We start from the raw sequence: 19642 nt of genomic DNA, 5'->3' as shown, positions 1-19642 counted from the left end.
GCCCGGGGAAAGGGCGCAGTAGAGTTCCGCCCAATCGACGGCGATCGCCCTCGAGGCTCAGACAAAAACAACAGGAGCTCTCCATGAAGTTCTCATTCGTCCGCCGTGGCCTGGCCGGCGTGCTCGCCGGTTGCGCACTGCTTGGCGCGCTGACGGCCCACGCAGCCGATCCGATCTTGATCAAGTTTTCCCATATCACCGCTGACAGCACGCCCAAGGGCCAGGGCGCGCTGCTGTTCAAGAAGCTGGTTGAGGAGCGCCTGGCCGGCAAGGTCAAGGTCGACGTCTATGCCAACTCTTCGCTGTATGGCGATGGCAAGGAAATGGAGGCGCTGTTGCTGAATGAGGTGCAGATGCTGGCGCCGGCACCTTCCAAGTTGGAGCAGTACACCAAGCAATTGCAGTTGTTCGACCTGATGTTCCTGTTCGACGACGTGGCCGCCGCACAGCGCTTCCAGGCCTCGGAAAAGGGCAAGGCGCTGCTCAAGTCGATGGAGAGCAAGGGCATCACCGGCCTGGCCTACTGGCTCAACGGCATGCGCCAGCTCACCGCCAACAAGCCGTTGCTCGAACCCGCCGACGCCCGTGGCCTGAAGTTCCGCGTGCAGCCGTCCGACCTGCAGGCCGCGCAGTACAGCGCCCTGCGTGCCGTGCCACGGAAGATGGCCTTCGCCGAGATCTACCAGGGCCTGCAGACCGGTGTGGTCAATGCTCAGGACAACCCCTGGTCGAACATCTACTCGCAGAAGTACTTCGAGGTGCAGAAGTACATGACCGAGTCCAACCATGCCATCGGCAACTACCTGCTGATCACCAACACCCGGTTCTGGAACGGCCTGCCGGCGGACATCCGCAGCGAGCTGGAGCAGATCGTCGACGAAGTCACCGTCGAGGTGAACAAGCAGGCCGAGGCGCTGAACGCCGAGGCGCGCCAGGCCATTCTCGACACCGGCAAGAGCGAGATCATCACCCTCACGCCCGAGCAGCGTGGCAAGTGGCGTGACGCCGTGCGTCCGGCGTGGAAGAAGTTCGAGGTGGAGATCGGTGCCGACGTGATCGAGGCTGCGCAGGCCGCCAACCAGCCTTGACCCCAGGTTCGGGCGGCGATCGGCTCAAAACGGCGCATATCGCGCCGTTTTGCCCGTTGGCTTGACGACGATCCGAGCGGCCGTGACAGGCTGCTGCGCCTGAGAGTGCCCTGTATTTACGACATATCCTTGGCGCTGCCGAATTGGCTTTGCATGCGCCGGGCAGGCCTGCACGACCATGGTCTTATCCTGGTAAGACCATGGTCGAATGGCCTCACGAAGGGGCGGGGGATACAAAAGGCAGCATAGAAAAACAACTAACTCGCCGAGGTGATTCCATGAGTGCTGCGTCCCTTTACCCTGTACGCCCCGAGGTGGCCGCGCGAACCCTGACCGACGAGGCCACCTACAAGGCCATGTATCAGCAGTCGGTGGTCAACCCCGAGGGCTTCTGGCGCGAGCAGGGCAAACGCATCGACTGGATCAAGCCCTACAGCAAGGTCAAGCAGACCTCCTTCGACGATCACCACGTCGACATCAAGTGGTACGCCGACGGCACCCTGAACGTCTCCTACAACTGCCTCGACCGCCATCTGGAAGAGCGCGGCGATCAGATCGCCATCATCTGGGAAGGTGACAACCCGTCCGAGCACCGGGAAATCACCTACCGTGAATTGCACGAGCAGGTGTGCAAGTTCGCCAACGCCCTGCGTGGTCAGGACATTCACCGCGGCGACGTGGTGACCATCTACATGCCGATGATTCCCGAAGCTGCGGTGGCCATGCTGGCCTGCGCCCGTATCGGCGCCATCCACTCGGTGGTGTTCGGCGGCTTCTCCCCGGAGGCGCTGGCCGGTCGTATCATCGATTGCCAGTCGAAAGTGGTGATCACCGCCGACGAGGGCGTGCGTGGCGGCAAGAAGGTGGCGCTGAAGGCCAACGTCGATGACGCGTTGACCAACCCGGAAACCCATAGCGTGCAGAAGGTCATCGTGGTCCAGCGCACCGGATCCGAGATCAAGTGGAACCAGCACCGTGACATCTGGTACGAAGACCTGATGAAGGTGGCCGGCAGCGTTTGCGCACCCAAGGAAATGGGCGCCGAGGAAGCCCTGTTCATCCTCTACACCTCCGGTTCTACCGGCAAGCCCAAGGGTGTGTTGCACACCACCGGCGGCTACCTGGTATATGCCTCGCTGACCCACGAGCGGGTATTCGACTACCGCCCGGGCGAAGTCTTCTGGTGCACCGCCGACATCGGCTGGGTCACTGGCCACACCTACCTGATCTACGGGCCGCTGGCCAACGGCGCCACCACCCTGATGTTCGAGGGCGTGCCGAACTACCCGGACGTGACCCGTGTCGCCAAGATCGTCGACAAGCACAAGGTCAACATCCTTTACACCGCCCCGACCGCCATTCGCGCCATGATGGCCGAAGGCAAGGCCGCCGTGGCTGGCGCCGACGGTTCCAGCCTGCGCCTGCTCGGCTCGGTGGGCGAGCCGATCAACCCGGAAGCCTGGCAGTGGTACTACGAGAACGTCGGCCAGAGCCGTTGCCCGATCGTCGATACCTGGTGGCAGACCGAAACCGGTGCCTGCCTGATGACCCCGCTGCCGGGTGCTCATGCCATGAAGCCGGGCTCTGCTGCACGGCCGTTCTTCGGCGTGCAACCGGCGCTGGTGGACAATCTGGGCAACATCATCGAGGGGCCGGCCGAAGGCAACCTGGTGATCATCGATTCCTGGCCGGGTCAGGCGCGTACCCTGTACGGCGACCACGACCGCTTCGTCGATACCTACTTCAAGACCTTCAAGGGCATGTACTTCACCGGTGACGGCGCGCGCCGCGACGAAGACGGCTACTGGTGGATCACCGGTCGCGTCGACGACGTGCTCAACGTTTCCGGCCACCGCATGGGCACTGCCGAGATCGAGAGCGCCATGGTCGCCCACCCGAAAGTGGCCGAGGCCGCAGTGGTCGGTGTGCCGCACGACATCAAGGGGCAGGGCATCTACGTCTACGTCACCCTGAATGCCGGCGAGGAGGCTTCCGAGCAACTGCGTCAGGAACTGAAGAACTGGGTACGCAAGGAGATCGGCCCGATCGCCACGCCGGACGTGATCCAGTGGGCGCCTGGCCTGCCCAAGACCCGCTCGGGCAAGATCATGCGCCGTATCCTGCGCAAGATCGCCACCGCCGAATACGATGCGCTCGGCGACATCTCCACCCTGGCCGACCCGGGCGTGGTGCAGCACCTCATCGACACCCACAAGCAGATGCAGGCCGCCTGCGCCTGATCGCTGACGGCACGGCGAAAACCCCGCCCGGCTAACGCCTGGCGGGGTTTTCTTTTGTGCATTGCAGGTGGGGCAGGGCTATCGAGCATGCCCAGGCACCTCTAAAAATTACCTCGGCTTTGCCTTCCTGCGGCGCTCTGCCTCCTGCATCCCTGCAGTCGTCGCCTAGGTTTTAGAGGCTCCCTACAGCTCGGGGAACCTTTTCTTTCTTTATCTTTCTTATGCGCAAGTTGTACAGGATAATTTTGTTTGTACAATTTTTTGCTTTGTGCATAATCGCACTGTGCCATCTTCAGTGGCCGTTCCATCCCGTTTCAGTGCTTTGCGTTGCCGCGCCCATGCGCGTTGGCACGAGGATTTCGTGCGCCCTTCAATTGCCCAGAAAAAGAGGCTCTCATGTTTGCCAACCTCAGCATGTCTCAAAAGCTGTATGCGGGTTTTGGTGTCGTCCTGTTGGTGATTCTCGTATTGGTGCTGTCTACCTGGCGTGGCTTCGATCAGGTCGATAGCACGGTCAAGCGCAACATTCACACCTATACCGTGATCAACGAGTCGGCCGATCTGCTGGCCAGTTTGATCAATATCGAAACTGGCGCCCGTGGCTTCATCATTACCGGGCGCGATCAGTTCCTCGGCCCGCTGGAGGCTGGTGAAAGAGACTTTCAAGAGCACATCGCCGAACTGCGCCAGATGACCCGCGACAATCCGGCCCAGCAGCGCCGCTTCGACGAATTGCAGGCGTTGCACGAGCAATGGTTGCACGAAGAGATCAACGCCAATCTCGAACTGCGTCGTCAGGTGACGGCTGGGCAGAAGACTTTCGATACGCTGGTCGAGCACGTTGCGGCCGGCGGCGCCAAGGTCAAGATGGATGCCATGCGCCGGCTGATCAACGAGATTCAGGGTGAAGAAAGCGCCTTGCTGGAGCGCCGCACGGACTCCATGAACGCCGCCAAGTCGCTGTCGCTGATCATCCTGCTGGTGGGGGGCGCGATTACCACGGTGCTCGCCATGAGCGTGGCCTTTACCCTGTCGCGCAGTATTGCCGGGCGTCTGCAACAGGTGGTGGAGGTGGCGCGCAATATCGCACAGGGTCGCCTGGACTCGAAGATCGAACGGGCAGGGGGCGATGAGATCGGCGTTCTGCTCGATGCCTTCGTCACCATGCAGGAGCGTCTGCGCGAGATGATCGGACAGATTCGTAGTGGCGCCGGCCAGTTGGTGACCTCGGCGCAGAGCATCTCCACGGCGTCGAGCCAGCTAACGGTGGCCGTGCAGGAGCAGTCGCATGCCGCATCGAGCATGGCGGCCACGGTGGAAGAACTGACCGTCAGCATCAACCATGTGGCGGACAACGCCAACGAGGCTCACGAGCTGTCCAGCGAGTCGGGGCGGCAATCGGCCGAAGGCGGGGCGGTGATCCAGGAGACGCTGGGCAGCATGCAGCGCATCGCCGATACCGTGCAGGGTGCGGCGGCACAGATTGCCGAGCTGGGTCAGCATTCCGATCAGATTTCCTCCATCGTCAACGTGATCAAGGATATCGCCGATCAGACCAACCTGCTGGCGCTCAACGCAGCCATCGAAGCGGCGCGGGCCGGCGAGCAGGGGCGCGGGTTCGCCGTGGTGGCCGACGAGGTGCGTCTGCTGGCGCAGCGCACGGCCAACTCCACCCAGGAGATCACCGAGATGATCAAGAAGATTCAGAGCGGCACGCGCAATGCCGTGAGCAACATGGAAGTGGGTGTGGAGCAGGTCAACGGCGGTCTGGAGCAGGCCGGTCAGGCGGGCGACGCCATTGTCAGCATCCGTTCGGCATCTGCTCGCGTAGTCGTGGTGGTCGATCAGATTTCCCTGGCTTTGCGCGAACAGACCGTCGCCAGCCAGGACGTGGCACGCAACGTCGAGCGCATCGCGCAGATGTCGGTGCAGAACAGCGAGGCGGTCAGCGATACCTCACGCACGGCGCATGAACTGCAGCAGTTGGCCGTATCTCTGGAAAAAACTGTTGCGCTGTTTCGCTTTTGACTAGTCTGATGGCGGTGCGTTGTTCATGTTTGCACGAGGAGTGGGGCATGCAGATCCAGACAGAAAACCGCACCACCTTCCCCCGACCCTTTCGCGCCCTGGGCTGTGCCGAATGTCGTAACGCCAAGGTGCTGGGCTTCGACTTCACCATGGCCTTCCAGCTCATACTCGATGTGCCGCAGCAACGTCCGTTCGCCTACGAGGCACTGGTGCGCGGCACCCGGGGTGAGGGCGCGCGTGAGGTACTGGAAAGGGTCAACGAGAACAATCGCTATCGCTTCGACCAGGCCTGCCGGGTCAAGGCCATAGAGCAGGCGACCCAGCTCGGTTTGCTCGACATTCCCGATTGCCTGCTCAGCATCAACTTTCTGCCCAATGCGGTGTATCGCGCCGAAACCTGCATTCGCGCGACCCTGGAAGCCGCCACGCGTTTCGGTTTTCCGCAGGAGCGCGTGATGTTCGAGGTGACCGAGGGTGAGCAGATACACGATGCCGATCATCTCAAGCGGATCTTCGCCGAGTACAACAAGCAAGGTTTCACCACGGCCATCGACGATTTCGGCGCCGGCTATTCGGGGCTCAACCTGCTGGCCGAATTCCAGCCCGACATTCTCAAGCTGGACATGGCCCTGACTCGGGGTATCGACCGTGATGCGGTGCGCCAGGCCATTGTCGCCGGTATCGTGCTGGTGGCGCAGCGCCTGGGTATTCGCATCGTCGCCGAGGGTATCGAAACCGCCGGTGAGCGCGATGCCCTGCTCGACCTGGGTGTTCGTTACATGCAGGGGTACTTCTTCGCCAGGCCGCAGATCGACAGGCTCTGCCTGCCCTGAGGCATCAACGAAAACGCCCTGATGATCAGGGCGTTTTAGGGGCTGTTGACGTTTCGCTCGCGGTTCGCGCCGAAACGTCAACAGACCCTAGCAGGCCGTTGAAAAACGTAGGCGAGGCAGCCAGTGCAAGGCAAAAACAGGCGAAAAAGCGGAGTTTACGAGTTGTAAATGAGCATTTTGAGCCTGTTTTTAACGCAGCAATGGCAACGCAGGTAGTTTTTCAACAGCCTGCTAGTGCGTGCCGAGGTTTCAGAGTACGCCGAACACCTTCTTCGCCAGGCTGGTAGCGGCTGCTGCCGGGTTCTCGCGGATGCTGGCTTCCTGCTTGGCGATCATCTCGAACAGGCCATTGAGCGCCTGCTCGGTGACGTAGCCTTCGGCCGTGGCGTTCTTCGCATCGCCCACGCCGAAGCTGGCCGCCTGGCCAGCGAAGGCGTTGTACTGCTGGGCCAGGCCGACCTTGTCGGTGGCCTGCTTGACGATGGGCAGGAACTTGGCGCGAATCTGCTCGCGGCTGCTCTTGTTCAGGTACTGGGTGGCGGAATCCTGTGGGCCGGCGAGAATCGCTTTGGCGTCAGCCACGGTCATCTTCTTAATTGCATCGACCAGCAGTGCCTGAGCCTGTGGCACGGCGGCTTCGGCGGCCTTGTTCATGCTCTCTTCGAGTTGTTCCACCTGGGCGCCCATGCCCATCATCTTCATGGTCTTGGCGGCCTTGCCGAGCTTGCCCGGCAGCTCGATGCGCACGTCCGGGTTGTTGCTGAAGCCACCAGGCGTGCCCAGTTGCTTGACCGCCACCTGGGCGCCCTGGATCAGTGCATCCTTGAGGCCGCCACTGGCGTCCTGCTGGCTCAGGTCGGAGAGGGACAGGGCGAAGACGTTGGCCGAGAGCAGCAGGCCGGCGGCGAATGTGGTGAGGCGCAGCATGGTGTCGTTCCTTGCGTCGGGGGAATGTTTCGAGCTTAACAGGCTGTTGGGAAACTGGCTGCGTTGCCACAGCAGACTTGGGAGGTTCTTTGTGAGATGGCGGGGAAGTTGGGGTTGATACTGGACTGGCAAATTTGTGTTTTTTTGGTGTTCTGGACGCCGCTACGGTGTGTTCGTAAACTCCTTGTTTCGCCCCCTCGGGCGACTGACTTTTCTTTGAACTCGGATTGCCGCCCAGCGCAAAGAAAAGTAAGCAAAAGAAACGCACCCCCGCCATCCGGGTCTCGCTGCGCTCGACTTCCCTCACTCCGGCATCGCTCCGGGGTCGGCGTACATGGACCATCCCTGGCCCATTACGCGGGGCCGCCATCGGTATCTCGCGGCATCCATGCCGCTCGCCCCCTGCGCAATGCCTACGTTCGGCCTCCTGAAGGGGGCATTTGCGCGCCTGAACGAACCGGCATTCCAAGGTACGCCCGGCGTGTTCTGGTAGCTGTGAAGGCGCGATGTGGCTGTCGAGTTAAACCAAAACTTTCATTCGCGCAGTTTCATTCGCCTGGATAGTTTGCCGGCTTCCAGCCGGCATCCCGGTCAGCCCTGGGGCTAACAGATGTACAAGCACTCCGCACTCCTTCTGGGTTACCTCGCGTTCAGGCGCGTGCAGAGCCCGCCCAGAAGGGCGAACGGAGTCGTCGTGGAAGAGGTTGAGCGGCATGGATGCCGCGAGAGCCGCGATGGGCCATGGATGGCCCACCGCGGCGGGCCTCTGGAGCGGTGATGGAGTGAGCGAACCCTCGCGCAGCAGGGCGGGGGCGCCTAGCTCGGATGACCGGGCGGAGGGTTTTGGTTACTTTTGCCCTACAAAAGTGACTCGCCCGGGAGGACGAAACCAGAGACATCAACAAAAACGCGGCAATCCGGAACAAGAACCCGAACAAGCAACAAGCAACAAGCACTCACACAAACTTGCCAGTCCGGTATCAAACAAGCGCTCCCCCAAAAATACTCATTCTCACCTCATGCCCTCAGCCAGCCGATAGCCGTGGATGGGCAGCGCGCGCGGCGATGGCTATGATCAGAACCATGAATTCCCCATTACCCCTGCGTAATCCCTGCCCACCGGGCGCCTGTGACTGCCAGCGCGATGAGCTGCTGGATGTGCCGGGCGCCGACACGCGCGTGCTGCTGCTGACCCGCAATGAGGAGCAGCGCCTGCTCGAGCGCCTGGAAAACCTGAAAAGCTTGGAAGACCTCGAACGCATGCAGCAGCGTATGTTCGAGCAATTGGGCATTCGTCTGCATATCGAGCCGAGCCATGGCGAGGTGCGCAGCATGCGCGGCATTCACATGCGCTTCGACGCGCACCCAGGGTTGTGCCGCAAGACGCGGCAGAGCATTCCGGCGGCGATCCGCCGGGCCATGGAAAAGAACCCGGAAATCGCCTGGCGCCTGCTGGATTCCTTCGATCTGTTTGGTGGCCTGTAGCGGCTCTCACCAGGGCAGGGGCTGCCCATCGTAGGCGTGGAAGCTACCGCTGTGCTCGGGCCCCAGGCTGTCGATCACCTGCAGCATTTGCGCGGCGGCCAGTTCGGCGGGGCGCGCGGCTGTGGCGCCGCGAAAGGGTTGCGACAGCGGTGAGATCACCGTGCCGGGATGCAGGCTGAGCAGGCGCGCCTTGGGCTTGCTGCGTGCAAGTTCGATGGCGGCGGTCTTGATCAGCATGTTCAGCGCAGCCTTGGAGGCGCGGTAGGCGTACCAGCCGCCCAGGCGGTTGTCGCCAATGCTGCCGACCTTGGCCGAGAGCATGGCCATGGCGCCTTGCTTGTCGAGCAGCGGCAGGAAGTGACGCAGCACCAGTGCCGGGCCCAGGGCATTGACCTGAAACACCGCCTGCAAGGCATCGGCCTCGATGGCGTTGAGGCTCTTCTCCGGGGCGATGCCAGGGCGATGCAACAGCCCGGCTGTATGCAGGATCAGTTGAAAAGGGCCTTCCTCGACCAGGGCCTCAGCGGCGACGGCGATACTGCTCGGGTCTTCCATATCGATTGCCGGCGTGCTGCCGCGGCTCAGCTCACGCACGCTGGTGCAGTTACCATCGCCACGCAGCAGTTGGCAGAAGGCCTGGCCAAGGGTGCCACTGGCGCCGATCACCAGCGCCTTGTAGCCGCTGCCCAGGCTATTGAGACTCACGGCTGGGCGGCGCCACGGCGGAAGAACAGGGTGACCTGGCCAAGCTCGACGCCGAACTTGCTCATCACCGAACGGTTGATCATGGTGTCGTCGTCCATCAGGTACATCCAGTCATCGAAATGGACGACGTAGGTGCTGTCATCCACTGGCAGGTTGAGGTGGTAGCGCCAGTGCAGGGCATTGCCGGCCACTTCGCCGATGGCCTCGCCGACCACATCGCTGGCGGTACCGATCCAGCGCCCGCTTTCATCCGGGGTGAGCGTCCAGACGCGGCGCTGGCGGGTGCCGTCGCTATACAGGAAGCGCTCGTCGAGGATCAGCTTGTCGCCATCGCGGCGGCTCTGGATATCGACATGGAAGCGTTTGATCACCTCTCCGGAGCGATCCTGGAACATGCCCCAGGCCTGTACCGGGCCGGAGAAGAAGCTGGGTAGATCCAGCACGGGTTTCTCGTGGGCATAGCGTTCCACCGGAACCTGGCCACAACTGATCAGCAACAGGCTGGTCAGCACAATCACAAGGGCTTTCATGGGCTACCTCAAGGGTTGCGGCCGAGCAGCGCCGCACGCAGTTTCGGACTGCGGGTCTGCGGATCGAGCCAGATGGAAAAGAAGGCACGGGCGAAAGCCGGATCTTCGATGACGTGTTGCAGCTTGCCGTCGACATAGAAGCGGCAGCCTTGGCCGGGCAGATAGACGCCGGTGATGTGCGTGCCATCGCGAACATCGACGAAGGCCTGACGCATCTCTTCTGCCCACTGGGCTTCGCGCCCGCCCTGCAGGGCCTTGGCATCGATGCGACGAATTTCGTCGAGGCTGGTTTCCACCAGGGTTTCGCGGCTGATGTTGCGGCGGTAGGTGAGCTCCAGCGCGAAGGGCTGGTCGAAATTCACTGGCTGCGCCGGGCTCCAAAGCTTGGCGTTGTAGACCGAGAAGCCGAACCAGGTGAAATCACCGCTGCCGATCAACTCGGCCCGTGGCAGTTGTTCGCGCCAGCCGTTCTGGGTATTGGCCTGCGCCACAACGCTGAGTGCCAGAACGAGCAACGAGGCCGAACACAGACGCGCTAGCAGCGTCTTCATGAGCCATCCCTCCGCGGGTGGTGGCCGCGACCCGTCATGGTCACGACCCTGGAATAAAAAAATCCGACAACCAAAAGGGGAGTGGTGGGTTGCCGGATTGCGCAGCTTGTCGTCAGGCGGCGAACTCCTCGTCGGAGAAGGCCATCAGGGTCTCCTTGCCGGCCTTGATCTCAGCCAGCAGGGTGCCGGCCTCCGGCAGGATGCGGGCCATGAAGAAGTCGGCTGACTTGATCTTGGCGTTGTAGAAGTGGGTCTCGGAGCTGCCGCCATCGAGTTGCCGGCGTGCCACCTGGGCCATCCGCGCCCACAGCCAGGCCAGGCTGGTGAGGCCGAACAGGCGCAGGTAGGGCGTGGCGGCCGCAGCGGCCTGCTCGGGATCCTTGCTGCCTTCGCTGGCCAGCCACAGGGTGGCTTGCTGGAGTTGCTTGACCGCCTGGGTCACCTCAGCAGCATGCGGCGCCTCGGCGTTGCGCTTGAGCCAGTCGTCGACCAGGGCGAAGAAGGCGCGCACCGCGCGGCCGCCACCCAGGGCAAGCTTGCGGCCCACCAGGTCGAGCGCCTGGATGCCGTTGGTGCCCTCGTAGATGCGTGTGATGCGGCAGTCACGCACCAGTTGCTCGATGCCCCAGTCTTCGGTGAAGCCGGAGCCGCCAAGCACCTGCAGGCCCTCGTTGGCACAGGCGAAGCCCTCGTCGGTGAGGAAGGCCTTGACCACCGGGGTGAGCAGTTGCACCAGGTCATCGGCACGGCTGCGCGCTTCGGCATCCTCGGCGCCGTGGGCGATGTCCTGTTGCAGGCCAGCGAAATAGGCCAGGGCGCGGCACCCTTCGATCATCACCTTCTGGCGCAGCAGCATGCGCCTTACGTCCGGGTGCACCAGAATCGGGTCGGCGGGTTTGTCGGGCGCTTTCGGCCCGGCGATGGATCGGCTCTGCAGGCGCTCGCGGGCGAAGCCCAGGGCGATCTGGTAGGCACTCTCGGCCACGCCGAGGCCCTGCATGCCAACCATCAGGCGCGCCGAGTTCATCATGGTGAACATGCAACTCAGGCCCTTGTTCGGCTCGCCGATCAGCCAGCCCCGGGCGCCCTCGAAGTTCATCACGCAAGTGGCCGAGCCCTTGATGCCCATCTTGTGCTCCAGTCCGCCACAGAAGGCTTTGTTGCGGCTGCCGTCGTCGAGGAACTTGGGCACCAGGAACAGCGAGATACCCTTCACGCTGTCCGGCGCATCCGGCAACTTGGCCAGTACCAGGTGGACGATGTTGTCCACCAGATCATGTTCGCCGTTGGTGATCCAGATCTTGGTGCCGCTCAGGGCGTAGCTGCCGTCGGCTTGCGGCACGGCGCGGGTGCGGATCAGGCTGAGGTCGGTGCCGCACTGCGGTTCGGTGAGGCACATGGTGCCGGTCCACTCGCCGCTGATCAGGCGCGGTAGGTACTTCTCCTGCAGCTCGGGGGTGCCATGGCTGGTCAGGGCGTTGATGGCGCCGTGGGTCAGGCCGGGGTACATGCCCAGCGCCAGGTTGGCCGAGCAGGTCATTTCCTCCACCAGCATGTTCAGCACATGGGGCAGCCCCTGGCCACCGAACCGGGGCGGGCAGGCCAGTGCCGTCCAGCCACCTTCGGCGAATTGCCTGTAGGCCGCCTTGAAGCCCTCCGGCGTGCGCACGGAGTGGGTTTCCGGGTCGTACTGGCAACCCTGCTTGTCACCAGGGCCATTGAGCGGTGCCAGCACGTTCTCGGCCAGCCTGGCTGCCTCTTCGAGAATCGCGCCGCCCAGATCAGCGCTGAACTCACGCTGCTCGGGCAGCGCTTGCAGCACCTCGTAGGCTTCGAGCAGTTCCTCGAAGACGAAACGCATATCACGGAGCGGAGCGTGGTAAGACGGCATGGTGTTTTACCCTAAGTTGTACAATTTATTCGTGTGTACAGTTTTTGTAGAGTTATTTGGGGCGTATTGCAAGCTCTTTTGCTTGGGTATCGATGATGACCGATGAGTCAGTCTGATTCTTCTCCAGGTGGTTCAGCTTTTTGCCTGCCCGAAACGGCGCCGGATACCTGCTGCCGGTTTGCTTGTCGAGCACCGCGCATTGGCAGCAGGAGAAGTCACCGTCAGCGACTTGCATTCGGCCAGCGACCTTCGAGAATGAAGTGATGGCACCTTGGATATCACCTGCATGCTCCAGACATTCTTCAAGCGTGTGGCTCTGCTCTGGGAGGCGTCCGATCTCGCCCTGATCGGCCAGCGCCGTGAGCGGCGCATGCGCCTGCTGGCCAGTCTGATGATGCCGCTGGTGGGGCTGGGCTGGGGGCTGTTCTTCGCCATTCGCGGTTACTGGCCCATCGTGCTGATGGATCTGGCGATCATCCTCTGCGGCATCGTCGTGTTCATCCTCACCCTGAACCACCGGCCGCGTAGCGCCAACCTGGTGCTGTTCGGCGCCTTGCTGCTGCTCATCGTCGGTTCGACCCTGCTGCTCGACCCGCAGACCCTGGCGGCACCCCGCGCCACTCACCTGTACCTGCTGCCGGTGGCGGTGGGCGCACTGATGGCATTTCGTGACGAGCCGCTCTGGCTGCGCTACGGCGTGTGTCTGACAGGCCTGCTGCTGTTCGTCGGCCTGGCGGCATCCACCTGGCGCCCCAGCGATCTCTACGTCTTGCCTGACGATCTGCGCATGGTCGGCTCCTGGGTGCAGGCGGGGACGGCTACGCTGCTGCTCTTTTTGCTGTTGCACATCCTGCAGAGCGATGCTGCCGAGCGTTCCGGGCTGGAGCGTGACCTGCAGGTGGCGCTGCGTGAGGAGCAGTTCGTGCTGCACTACCAGCCGCAAGTGAATCACGCCGGCCGAGTGATCGGCGCCGAGGCACTGATCCGTTGGCAACACCCGCAGCGGGGGCTGCTTGGCCCGGGCGAGTTCATCGATCACGCCGAGAAGACCGGGCTGATCATCCCCATTGGCCAGTGGGTGCTGGAGCAGGCCTGTGCCTGCCTGCGCCAATGGTCAGGCGACCCTGCACTGCGCGAGGTCAGTCTGGCGGTGAATATCAGCCAGAAGCAGTTTCACCGGTCAGGTTTCGATAGCGAGATACTGGCGCTGATCGAACGTCAAGGTATCGACGCGCAGCGTCTGGAGCTGGAGCTGACCGAAACCCTGATCGTGCAGGACATGGAAGACCTCGGTCGCAAGATGGCGCTATTGGTCGAGCATGGCGTGCGCTTTTCCCTGGACGACTTCGGCACTGGCTTCTCTTCCCTCAGCCACCTCAAGCGTCTGCCATTGGGCAAGCTGAAGATCGACCGCTCGTTCATCTGCGATGTGCTCAGCGATGCCAGCAGCGCAACCATAGTGCGCAGCGTCATCGCGCTGGGGCAGAGCATGGGCATGATGGTGATCGCCGAGGGGGTGGAAACCGAGGCCCAGCACGCTTTCCTGGTCGACAATGGTTGCAGCCAGTTCCAGGGCTATCTGTTCGGCCGACCGATGCCGCTGGCGGATTTCGTCCCTTTCGTCCGTCGCCTCGACACCTGAACCGCCCATCCCGCATTCGCTGCTCGAATGAACTCCGGGGGCGTCAGCAATGTCTGTCTGCTGTCGACTTGTCTGGGCAGGATTTGATGGCTATTGGCCGCCATCGCGTGGCTTTCAGCGGTGATCCTGTATGCAACTTCCGGTTGCCGGGCGCATGTCGACCATTGCCATGCCCGTCAGCCGGGCTTCGTACCACTCAGTCGAAGATTGCTCATGTTCCCATCCCGCCCTTTTCCCGTTCGATTCTCTCCGCTTCCCTCCCGCGCATTGGCGGCCTGCCTGCTCGGCGGTCTGCTCGGCACAGTCAGCCCGGCTCAGGCCGAAGAAGCCGCCAGCAATCAGCGTTGGGTCAGCGACAGCCTCAATACCTACGTGCGCAGTGGGCCCACCGACGGCTACCGTATCGTCGGTACCCTGACCTCCGGTGAGAAGGTGGAACTGCTGCGTACCCAGGGCGATTACAGCCAGGTGCGCAGCGAGAGTGGCAATACGGTGTGGATTCCCAGCCGCGATCTGCAGTCGGTGCCGGGGCAGGCCGAGCGCCTGCCACAACTGGAACAGAAGGTCACCGACCTGACCGCCGAGCTCAAGGGTATCGACGATGCCTGGAAGGCACGGGTACAAGGCATGCAGGAAACCCTGGATTCGCGCAAGCAACTGATCGAAGAGTTGCAGGCCGCACGCAGTGCCCTGGATGCCGAGCTGACCAGCACCCGTTCGCAACTGCGCGATGCCCAGGCGCAGTTGGGCAACGAACAGCAGCAGGTGCTGATGCGTTACATGGTCTATGGCGGCAGCATCGCCGGCGCCGGCCTGCTGCTTGGTCTGATCCTGCCGACCATGCTGCGGGTGCGGCGCAAGCGTAATGATCAGTGGGTGTGAGCCCTCAGAACGTCTGCTGCCCCTGATGTTCGCAGCGCCCGTCGCAGGTGCCGGGGCAGGCGCAGCCGCTGGTGCTGCGCCCGGTGTCGCGTTCGACACGACGTGCCACGGCTGGGTCGTCGGCAAACGGCAGCATGGTCGCCTCGTCGAGGTCACGCTGGCTGCTGCGGCCCAGACTTAGCTGTACGCCGACGAAGAACACGGCCAGGGCCATCATCCACCAGGCTTCAGCCGGCATGAGCGACTTCCCCGCTGTGCTGTGTCACTCTGGCCTTGCTGCGCAGGGTCAGCCAGGTATTGAGCGCCATCAGTAGCATACCGCTGAGGAAGCACAGGCCACCGATCATGCGCACCACGAAGCCCGGATGGCTGGCTTCCAGCGCCTCGACGAAGGAGTAGGTGAGGGTGCCGTCCTCGTTCACCGCGCGCCACATCAGGCCCTGGGTGATGCCGTTGACCCACATTGAGGCGATGTACAGCACGGTACCGATGGTGGCCAGCCAGAAGTGCGCGTTGATCATCCCGCTGCTGTACATACCGTCGCGGTCGAAGACTTTCGGGATCAGGTGGTAGAGCGAGCCGAAGGTGATCATCGCCACCCAGCCGAGGGCACCAGCGTGCACGTGGCCGATGGTCCAGTCGGTGTAGTGGGATAGGGCGTTGACCGTCTTGATCGCCATCATCGGGCCCTCGAAGGTGCTCATGCCGTAGAAGGCCAGGGACACCACCAGAAAGCGCAGAATCGGGTCGGTGCGTAGCTGGTGCCAGGCACCGGACAGCGTCATCATGCCGTTGACCATGCCGCCCCAACTTGGCGCCAGGAGGATGATCGACATCACCATGCCCAGACTCTGCGCCCAGTCGGGCAGGGCGGTGTAGTGCAGGTGGTGTGGGCCGGCCCAGATGTACAGGGTGATCAGCGCCCAGAAGTGGACGATGGACAGGCGATAGGAATAGACCGGGCGATTCACCTGCTTGGGCACGAAGTAATACATCATCCCGAGGAAGCCGGTGGTGAGGAAGAAGCCCACGGCATTGTGCCCGTACCACCACTGCACCATGGCATCGGTGGCGCCGGAATAAACCGAATAGGACTTGAACCAGCTCACCGGGATCGACAGGTGGTTGACCACGTGGAGGATGGCGATGACCAGGATGAAGGCGCCGAAGAACCAGTTACCGACGTAGATATGGCGCGTCTTGCGCTGGGTCAGCGTGGTGAAGAAGACGATGCCATAGGCGACCCAGACGATGGCCATCCAGAGCGCGCCGGTGAATTCGATCTCGGCGTATTCCTTGGTGGTGGTCAGGCCCATGGGCAGGGTCACGAACATGATCAGGATGGTCGCCTGCCAGCCCCAGAAGGTGAAGGCGGCCAAGGTGTCGGAGAACAGCCGCGTCTGGCAGGTGCGCTGTACCGCATAGTAGCTGGCCGCGAACTGTGCGCTGCCGGCGAAGCCGAAGATCACCAGGCTGGTGTGCAACGGGCGCAGGCGGCCGAAACTGAGCCAGGGGGTGTCGAAGTTGAGTTCCGGCCAGACCAGTTGGGCGGCGATGAGCACGCCGGTGCACATGCCCACCACGCCCCAGAAAATGGTCATCAGGGTGAACTGGCGGACGACCTTGTAGTTGTAGGCCGGATGGGAAGCAGCAGGTTGCATCGCGGTTACCTTCCATACAGTGATTGCGGGCGTAGCCGCACGAGTGGCGAAACTGTAGGGAGGCTGAGTAAAACAAAACAGACTCAGAAACTTCTGTCTGATGCATATCAGATGGCACGCGCCGAGCTCGGCGCGCGCTTTCAAGACTCAGGCCTGGGCGGTCAGATGACGGGCGATGCCCTTTTTCAATGGCAGCAGACCCTGGGCCAGGCGCAGGCTGGCACCGCGCAGCAGGCGCGCAGGCAGATGGTCGTTGGTGTACAGCTCCACCAGCAAATTGGTGGCCTGGTACAGCGGCCAGGTGGCCAGGCGTAGCTGACGCTCGTAGCGCGCCAGGGGGGCGACTGCGCCGATGTCCTGACGCTTGGCATGGGCGGCCAGCAGTGCGTCACTGAGCAGTTGCACGCCGATCAGGCCGAAGTTGAAACCGTGCGCGGTGACCGGGTGCATGCCCACGGCGGCATCGCCGAGCAGGGCGCAGCGGTTGCCGACCATGTGCCGCGCATAGGCCCCCACCAGCGGGTAGGCATGGCGACTGCTGACCAGTTGCATGGCGCCCAGGCGGCGGTCGAAGCGTTGTTCCATCTCGCGGGCGAAGGCGGATTCGTCCAGCTTCTGCAAGCGCTCGATCTCGCGCGGTGGCAGGGTCAGCACGGTGGACGACTGGCGGCCATTGAGCGGCAGCAGAGCGAGGGTCTGGCCGTAGCCGAACCACTCCCAGGCCACCTGCTGGTGATCCTTTTCATGCTGCATGCGGCACACCAGCATGGTCTTGCCGAAGTCCTTGAGCTGCGCACCGATGCCGAGCTGACGACGGGTTTCCGAGAAGCGGCTGTCGGCGGCCACCAGCAGGCGTGGTTGCAACACCTGGCCGTCGTTGAGTACCAGCTTTACCTCGTCCTGACCTTGCTCAATGGCGCGCAGGCTGCTTTCACACAGTAATTGCACATCGGCACATTCGCTCACGGCCTGGTAGGCGGCGCGGCGAATGGCCTGGTTGGCTACCAGATGGCCAAGGCGTTCGGCGCCGGCTTGCTCGGCGCGAATCTTCAGGGCGAACAGCGAAGGGCCGTTGAATACCTGGGCATCGCGCAGCACGGCGATCTCTTCAGCGGGCAGGCGCGCCCACAGGCCGAGGCGTTCGAGCAGGGCCTGCGAACCATGGGTGAGGGCGATCTCGCGGCCATCGAAGGCAGGTTCCGCCAGTGCCTGTTCGGCCTGGCGCTCCAGCACGAGGATGGACAGTCCGTGCCCGGACAGGGCGCGCGCCAGACACAGACCGGCGGGGCCGGCACCGACGATGACGATATCGGGTGACATGCTGCTCTCCTTGCGAACTCGGAAAGAGCCGAGTCTAGGCTGCAGAAGAGGCGCGGATATTGTCCGGGATCATGTCGGCAGTGCGGGCGTTGTTTTCGGTGCGCACGGCGCACCCTACGGGTTAGGCATGGCCGCGGACGATTGTAGGGTGCGCTGTGCGCACCTGCGGTTTGGCCCGGATGCCATCCGGGAAAATCCACCCTCCGGCCCCGGATTGCATCCGGGCTACAACTAGGCTGGAGAGGTACGGGGGATATGGTTCGGGATCATGGGCGTTGTTTCCGGTGCGCACGGCGCACCCTACGGGTTGGGCATGGCCGTGGACGAGTGTAGGGTGCGCCGTGCGCACCAGCGCTGTAGCCCGGATGCAATCCGGGGAATCCCTCCAGCGGCCCCCGGATTTCATCCGGGCTACAGCAACCCCGCCAGCAGGCGCCCGAGCACTTCCATGGCCTGTTCGCTGCGGGGGTTCCAGGGGTGGCCGTAGTTCAGCCGCGCGCAGTGGCGAAAGCCCTGACTGGCGGAGAAGATCGGCCCCGGCGCCAGGCTGATGCCCTGGGCCAGTGCCAGGCGCAGCAGTTGCAGCGAGTCCAGGCGCTCGGGGAACTCGAACCAGAGGAAGTAGCCGCCCGCTGGCCTTGTCACCCGCGTGCTGGCCGGAAAGTGCCGGGCGGCCGAGGCGAGCATGGCGCTCTGCTGCATTTCCAGCGCATGACGCAGCTTGCGCAGGTGGCGGTCGTAGCCGCCGTGCTGCAGGTAATCGGCCAGCGCCGCCTGGGCCGGCACCGAAGGGGAGATGGTGGTCATCAGCTTGAGCCGGGCGATCTGTTCGGCATAGCGCCCGCCGGCCACCCAGCCGATGCGATAACCCGGCGCCAGGCTCTTGGAGAAGGAGCTGCAATGCATCACCAGGCCGTCACGGTCGAAGCTCTTCACCGGCTTGGGCGGGTGGCTGCCGAAGTACAGCTCAGCGTACACGTCGTCCTCGATCAACGGCACCTGATGCTCCACCAGCAGCTCGTATAGCGCCTGCTTCTTCGCTTCGCTCATGCTCGCGCCGAGCGGGTTCTGCAGGCTGCTCATGAACCAGCAGGCCTTGATCGGCAATTGCTCCAGGCTCTGGGACAGGGCGTTCAGGTCGATGCCCTCGCGCGGGTGCACGGGGATTTCCACCGCCTTGAGCTGCAGGCGTTCCAGCACCTGCAGGCAGGCGTAGAAGGTGGGCGACTCGATGGCCACCAGATCGCCCGGCTGGGTCACGCACTGCAGGCAGAGGTTGAGCGCCTCCATGGCGCCGTTGCTGATCACCAGCTCTTCCATCGGCAGCATCACGCCGCTGACCATGTAGCGCAGGGCGATCTGCCGACGCAGGTCGGCGTTGCCGGCGGTCATGTCGGCGATGATCTCGTGCGGCGAGAGCCTGCGCAGGGCGTGCGCCATGCTCTTGGCCAGGCGCGGCAGGGGGAACAGGTCGGGGCTGGGGAAGGCCGAGCCGAAGGGCACGGTGTGCGGATCCTTGAGCGAGGCGAGCACGGAGAACACCAGCTCGCTGACGCCGACATCGGTGGTCTGCGCGGCATGGGCGGTCAGCTCGGGTTCGTGCAGTGGGCGCTTTGCGTGCTCACGGACGAAGTAGCCGGAGCGTGCCCGCGCCTGGATCAGCCCGCGATCTTCCAGCAGGTAGTAAGCCTGGAACACGGTGGACGGGCTGACGCCATAGGTGCGGCTGGCGTGGCGCACCGAGGGCACTTTCTCGCCGGGGCCGAGTACGCCGGTGCGGATCAGCTCGGCGATCTCGTCGGCGAATTTTTCGTAGCGTTTCATCCTGTCCTGGTTCACCGCCGCAAAGGGTATGGGCG

The 19642-nt window shown here is 63.2% G+C and carries 17 protein-coding genes and 1 pseudogene; 8 read left to right on the top strand and 10 right to left on the bottom strand.

Annotated features, from left to right (window positions below):
* Nucleotides 1-83: 83 nt before the first annotated feature.
* From OU800_RS16285 to OU800_RS16270, 5 genes and pseudogenes are all read left to right on the top strand, one after another.
* Entirely contained in the window at nucleotides 84-1088 is a 1005-nt protein-coding gene (locus tag OU800_RS16285; protein WP_268178365.1) for a TRAP transporter substrate-binding protein, read from the top strand.
* Between the two features lie 278 nt (nucleotides 1089-1366).
* Nucleotides 1367-3328 carry an acetate--CoA ligase gene (gene acs, locus OU800_RS16280; RefSeq protein ID WP_268178364.1) on the top strand — a complete coding sequence of 654 codons (1962 nt, stop codon included), beginning with the start codon at nucleotides 1367-1369 and terminating at the stop codon, nucleotides 3326-3328.
* A gap of 396 nt (nucleotides 3329-3724) precedes the next feature.
* Nucleotides 3725-4453 (top strand): annotated as a pseudogene (locus tag OU800_RS24405) (CHASE3 domain-containing protein); the annotation flags it as partial.
* 39 nt (nucleotides 4454-4492) lie between these two features.
* The gene (locus tag OU800_RS24400; protein ID WP_442964786.1) at nucleotides 4493-5356 is read left to right on the top strand and encodes a methyl-accepting chemotaxis protein; all 864 of its coding nucleotides are present in this window, start codon (nucleotides 4493-4495) and stop codon (nucleotides 5354-5356) included.
* A 47-nt stretch (nucleotides 5357-5403) separates the two neighbouring features.
* Complete coding sequence (locus OU800_RS16270; RefSeq protein WP_268178361.1) at nucleotides 5404-6189, top strand: EAL domain-containing protein; 786 nt, start codon at nucleotides 5404-5406, stop codon at nucleotides 6187-6189.
* A gap of 249 nt (nucleotides 6190-6438) precedes the next feature.
* Here the strand turns inward: OU800_RS16270 and OU800_RS16265 are convergent, their stop codons facing one another.
* Entirely contained in the window at nucleotides 6439-7116 is a 678-nt protein-coding gene (locus OU800_RS16265) for a DUF4197 domain-containing protein (RefSeq protein ID WP_268178360.1), read from the bottom strand.
* A gap of 1083 nt (nucleotides 7117-8199) precedes the next feature.
* On the opposite strand from OU800_RS16265, the gene OU800_RS16260 reads away from it, so the two are divergent.
* The gene (locus OU800_RS16260) at nucleotides 8200-8601 is read left to right on the top strand and encodes a hypothetical protein (RefSeq protein ID WP_268178359.1); all 402 of its coding nucleotides are present in this window, start codon (nucleotides 8200-8202) and stop codon (nucleotides 8599-8601) included.
* Between the two features lie 6 nt (nucleotides 8602-8607).
* Here OU800_RS16260 and OU800_RS16255 read toward each other — a convergent pair whose 3' ends face one another.
* The 5 genes from OU800_RS16255 to OU800_RS16235 all read right to left on the bottom strand — a co-directional run bounded on the left by OU800_RS16255 (nucleotide 8608) and on the right by OU800_RS16235 (nucleotide 12513).
* Nucleotides 8608-9306 (bottom strand): SDR family NAD(P)-dependent oxidoreductase, encoded by a 699-nt coding sequence (locus OU800_RS16255; RefSeq protein ID WP_268178358.1) that lies wholly within the window; start codon nucleotides 9304-9306, stop codon nucleotides 8608-8610.
* Nucleotides 9303-9836, bottom strand: coding sequence for a DUF3833 domain-containing protein (locus OU800_RS16250; protein WP_268178357.1), 534 nt, complete (start codon nucleotides 9834-9836; stop codon nucleotides 9303-9305). The genes OU800_RS16255 and OU800_RS16250 overlap by 4 nt, the downstream gene beginning before the upstream one ends.
* 8 nt (nucleotides 9837-9844) lie before the next feature.
* A complete protein-coding gene (locus OU800_RS16245) occupies nucleotides 9845-10387 on the bottom strand; it encodes a chalcone isomerase family protein (protein WP_268178356.1) in 543 nt (180 codons plus the stop codon).
* A 112-nt stretch (nucleotides 10388-10499) separates the two neighbouring features.
* Nucleotides 10500-12278 (bottom strand): acyl-CoA dehydrogenase C-terminal domain-containing protein, encoded by a 1779-nt coding sequence (locus OU800_RS16240; protein WP_268178355.1) that lies wholly within the window; start codon nucleotides 12276-12278, stop codon nucleotides 10500-10502.
* 52 nt (nucleotides 12279-12330) lie between these two features.
* Nucleotides 12331-12513 carry a hypothetical protein gene (locus OU800_RS16235; protein WP_268178354.1) on the bottom strand — a complete coding sequence of 61 codons (183 nt, stop codon included), beginning with the start codon at nucleotides 12511-12513 and terminating at the stop codon, nucleotides 12331-12333.
* Between the two features lie 51 nt (nucleotides 12514-12564).
* Here OU800_RS16235 and OU800_RS16230 point away from each other — a divergent pair, with 51 nt between their 5' ends.
* Both OU800_RS16230 and OU800_RS16225 read left to right on the top strand, forming a co-directional pair.
* Entirely contained in the window at nucleotides 12565-13920 is a 1356-nt protein-coding gene (locus OU800_RS16230) for a putative bifunctional diguanylate cyclase/phosphodiesterase (protein ID WP_268178353.1), read from the top strand.
* Between the two features lie 213 nt (nucleotides 13921-14133).
* Complete coding sequence (locus OU800_RS16225) at nucleotides 14134-14802, top strand: TIGR04211 family SH3 domain-containing protein (RefSeq protein ID WP_268178352.1); 669 nt, start codon at nucleotides 14134-14136, stop codon at nucleotides 14800-14802.
* A 4-nt stretch (nucleotides 14803-14806) separates the two neighbouring features.
* Here the strand turns inward: OU800_RS16225 and OU800_RS16220 are convergent, their stop codons facing one another.
* The 4 genes from OU800_RS16220 to mapR all read right to left on the bottom strand — a co-directional run bounded on the left by OU800_RS16220 (nucleotide 14807) and on the right by mapR (nucleotide 19607).
* Nucleotides 14807-15040 (bottom strand): cbb3-type cytochrome oxidase subunit 3, encoded by a 234-nt coding sequence (locus OU800_RS16220; RefSeq protein ID WP_268178351.1) that lies wholly within the window; start codon nucleotides 15038-15040, stop codon nucleotides 14807-14809.
* Nucleotides 15030-16463: a cytochrome-c oxidase, cbb3-type subunit I gene (gene ccoN, locus OU800_RS16215; protein WP_268178350.1), complete on the bottom strand. Its 1434-nt coding sequence runs from the start codon at nucleotides 16461-16463 to the stop codon at nucleotides 15030-15032. Before ccoN ends, OU800_RS16220 begins: the two co-directional genes overlap by 11 nt.
* Before the next feature lie 147 nt (nucleotides 16464-16610).
* Entirely contained in the window at nucleotides 16611-17783 is a 1173-nt protein-coding gene (ubiM, locus tag OU800_RS16210) for a 5-demethoxyubiquinol-8 5-hydroxylase UbiM (protein WP_268178349.1), read from the bottom strand.
* Nucleotides 17784-18194: 411 nt separating this feature from the next.
* Nucleotides 18195-19607, bottom strand: coding sequence for a GntR family transcriptional regulator MpaR (gene mapR, locus OU800_RS16205; protein ID WP_268178348.1), 1413 nt, complete (start codon nucleotides 19605-19607; stop codon nucleotides 18195-18197).
* Between the last annotated feature and the right edge of the window lie 35 nt (nucleotides 19608-19642).

Origin of the sequence: Pseudomonas sp. GOM7, from assembly GCF_026723825.1 — a bacterium.
Lineage (GTDB): Bacteria > Pseudomonadota > Gammaproteobacteria > Pseudomonadales > Pseudomonadaceae > Aquipseudomonas.
Note: the sequence above shows the minus strand (reverse complement) of the source record. Positions and strands in the feature narration are given on the sequence as shown.

Excerpts from the sequence above, each read along its gene's own strand:
- OU800_RS16250 (WP_268178357.1), bottom strand. The coding sequence starts at position 9,836 with ATGAAAGCCCTTGTGATTGTGCTGACCAGCCTGTTGCTGATCAGTTGT.
- acs (WP_268178364.1), top strand. The coding sequence starts at position 1,367 with ATGAGTGCTGCGTCCCTTTACCCTGTACGCCCCGAGGTGGCCGCGCGA.
- OU800_RS16225 (WP_268178352.1), top strand. The coding sequence starts at position 14,134 with ATGTTCCCATCCCGCCCTTTTCCCGTTCGATTCTCTCCGCTTCCCTCC.
- OU800_RS16245 (WP_268178356.1), bottom strand. The coding sequence starts at position 10,387 with ATGAAGACGCTGCTAGCGCGTCTGTGTTCGGCCTCGTTGCTCGTTCTG.
- OU800_RS16230 (WP_268178353.1), top strand. The coding sequence starts at position 12,565 with ATGCTCCAGACATTCTTCAAGCGTGTGGCTCTGCTCTGGGAGGCGTCC.
- OU800_RS16220 (WP_268178351.1), bottom strand. The coding sequence starts at position 15,040 with ATGCCGGCTGAAGCCTGGTGGATGATGGCCCTGGCCGTGTTCTTCGTC.
- OU800_RS16260 (WP_268178359.1), top strand. The coding sequence starts at position 8,200 with ATGAATTCCCCATTACCCCTGCGTAATCCCTGCCCACCGGGCGCCTGT.
- OU800_RS16285 (WP_268178365.1), top strand. The coding sequence starts at position 84 with ATGAAGTTCTCATTCGTCCGCCGTGGCCTGGCCGGCGTGCTCGCCGGT.
- OU800_RS16270 (WP_268178361.1), top strand. The coding sequence starts at position 5,404 with ATGCAGATCCAGACAGAAAACCGCACCACCTTCCCCCGACCCTTTCGC.
- ubiM (WP_268178349.1), bottom strand. The coding sequence starts at position 17,783 with ATGTCACCCGATATCGTCATCGTCGGTGCCGGCCCCGCCGGTCTGTGT.
- OU800_RS16265 (WP_268178360.1), bottom strand. The coding sequence starts at position 7,116 with ATGCTGCGCCTCACCACATTCGCCGCCGGCCTGCTGCTCTCGGCCAAC.
- OU800_RS16235 (WP_268178354.1), bottom strand. The coding sequence starts at position 12,513 with ATGCAAGTCGCTGACGGTGACTTCTCCTGCTGCCAATGCGCGGTGCTC.
- OU800_RS16240 (WP_268178355.1), bottom strand. The coding sequence starts at position 12,278 with ATGCCGTCTTACCACGCTCCGCTCCGTGATATGCGTTTCGTCTTCGAG.
- mapR (WP_268178348.1), bottom strand. The coding sequence starts at position 19,607 with ATGAAACGCTACGAAAAATTCGCCGACGAGATCGCCGAGCTGATCCGC.
- ccoN (WP_268178350.1), bottom strand. The coding sequence starts at position 16,463 with ATGCAACCTGCTGCTTCCCATCCGGCCTACAACTACAAGGTCGTCCGC.
- OU800_RS24400 (WP_442964786.1), top strand. The coding sequence starts at position 4,493 with ATGCAGGAGCGTCTGCGCGAGATGATCGGACAGATTCGTAGTGGCGCC.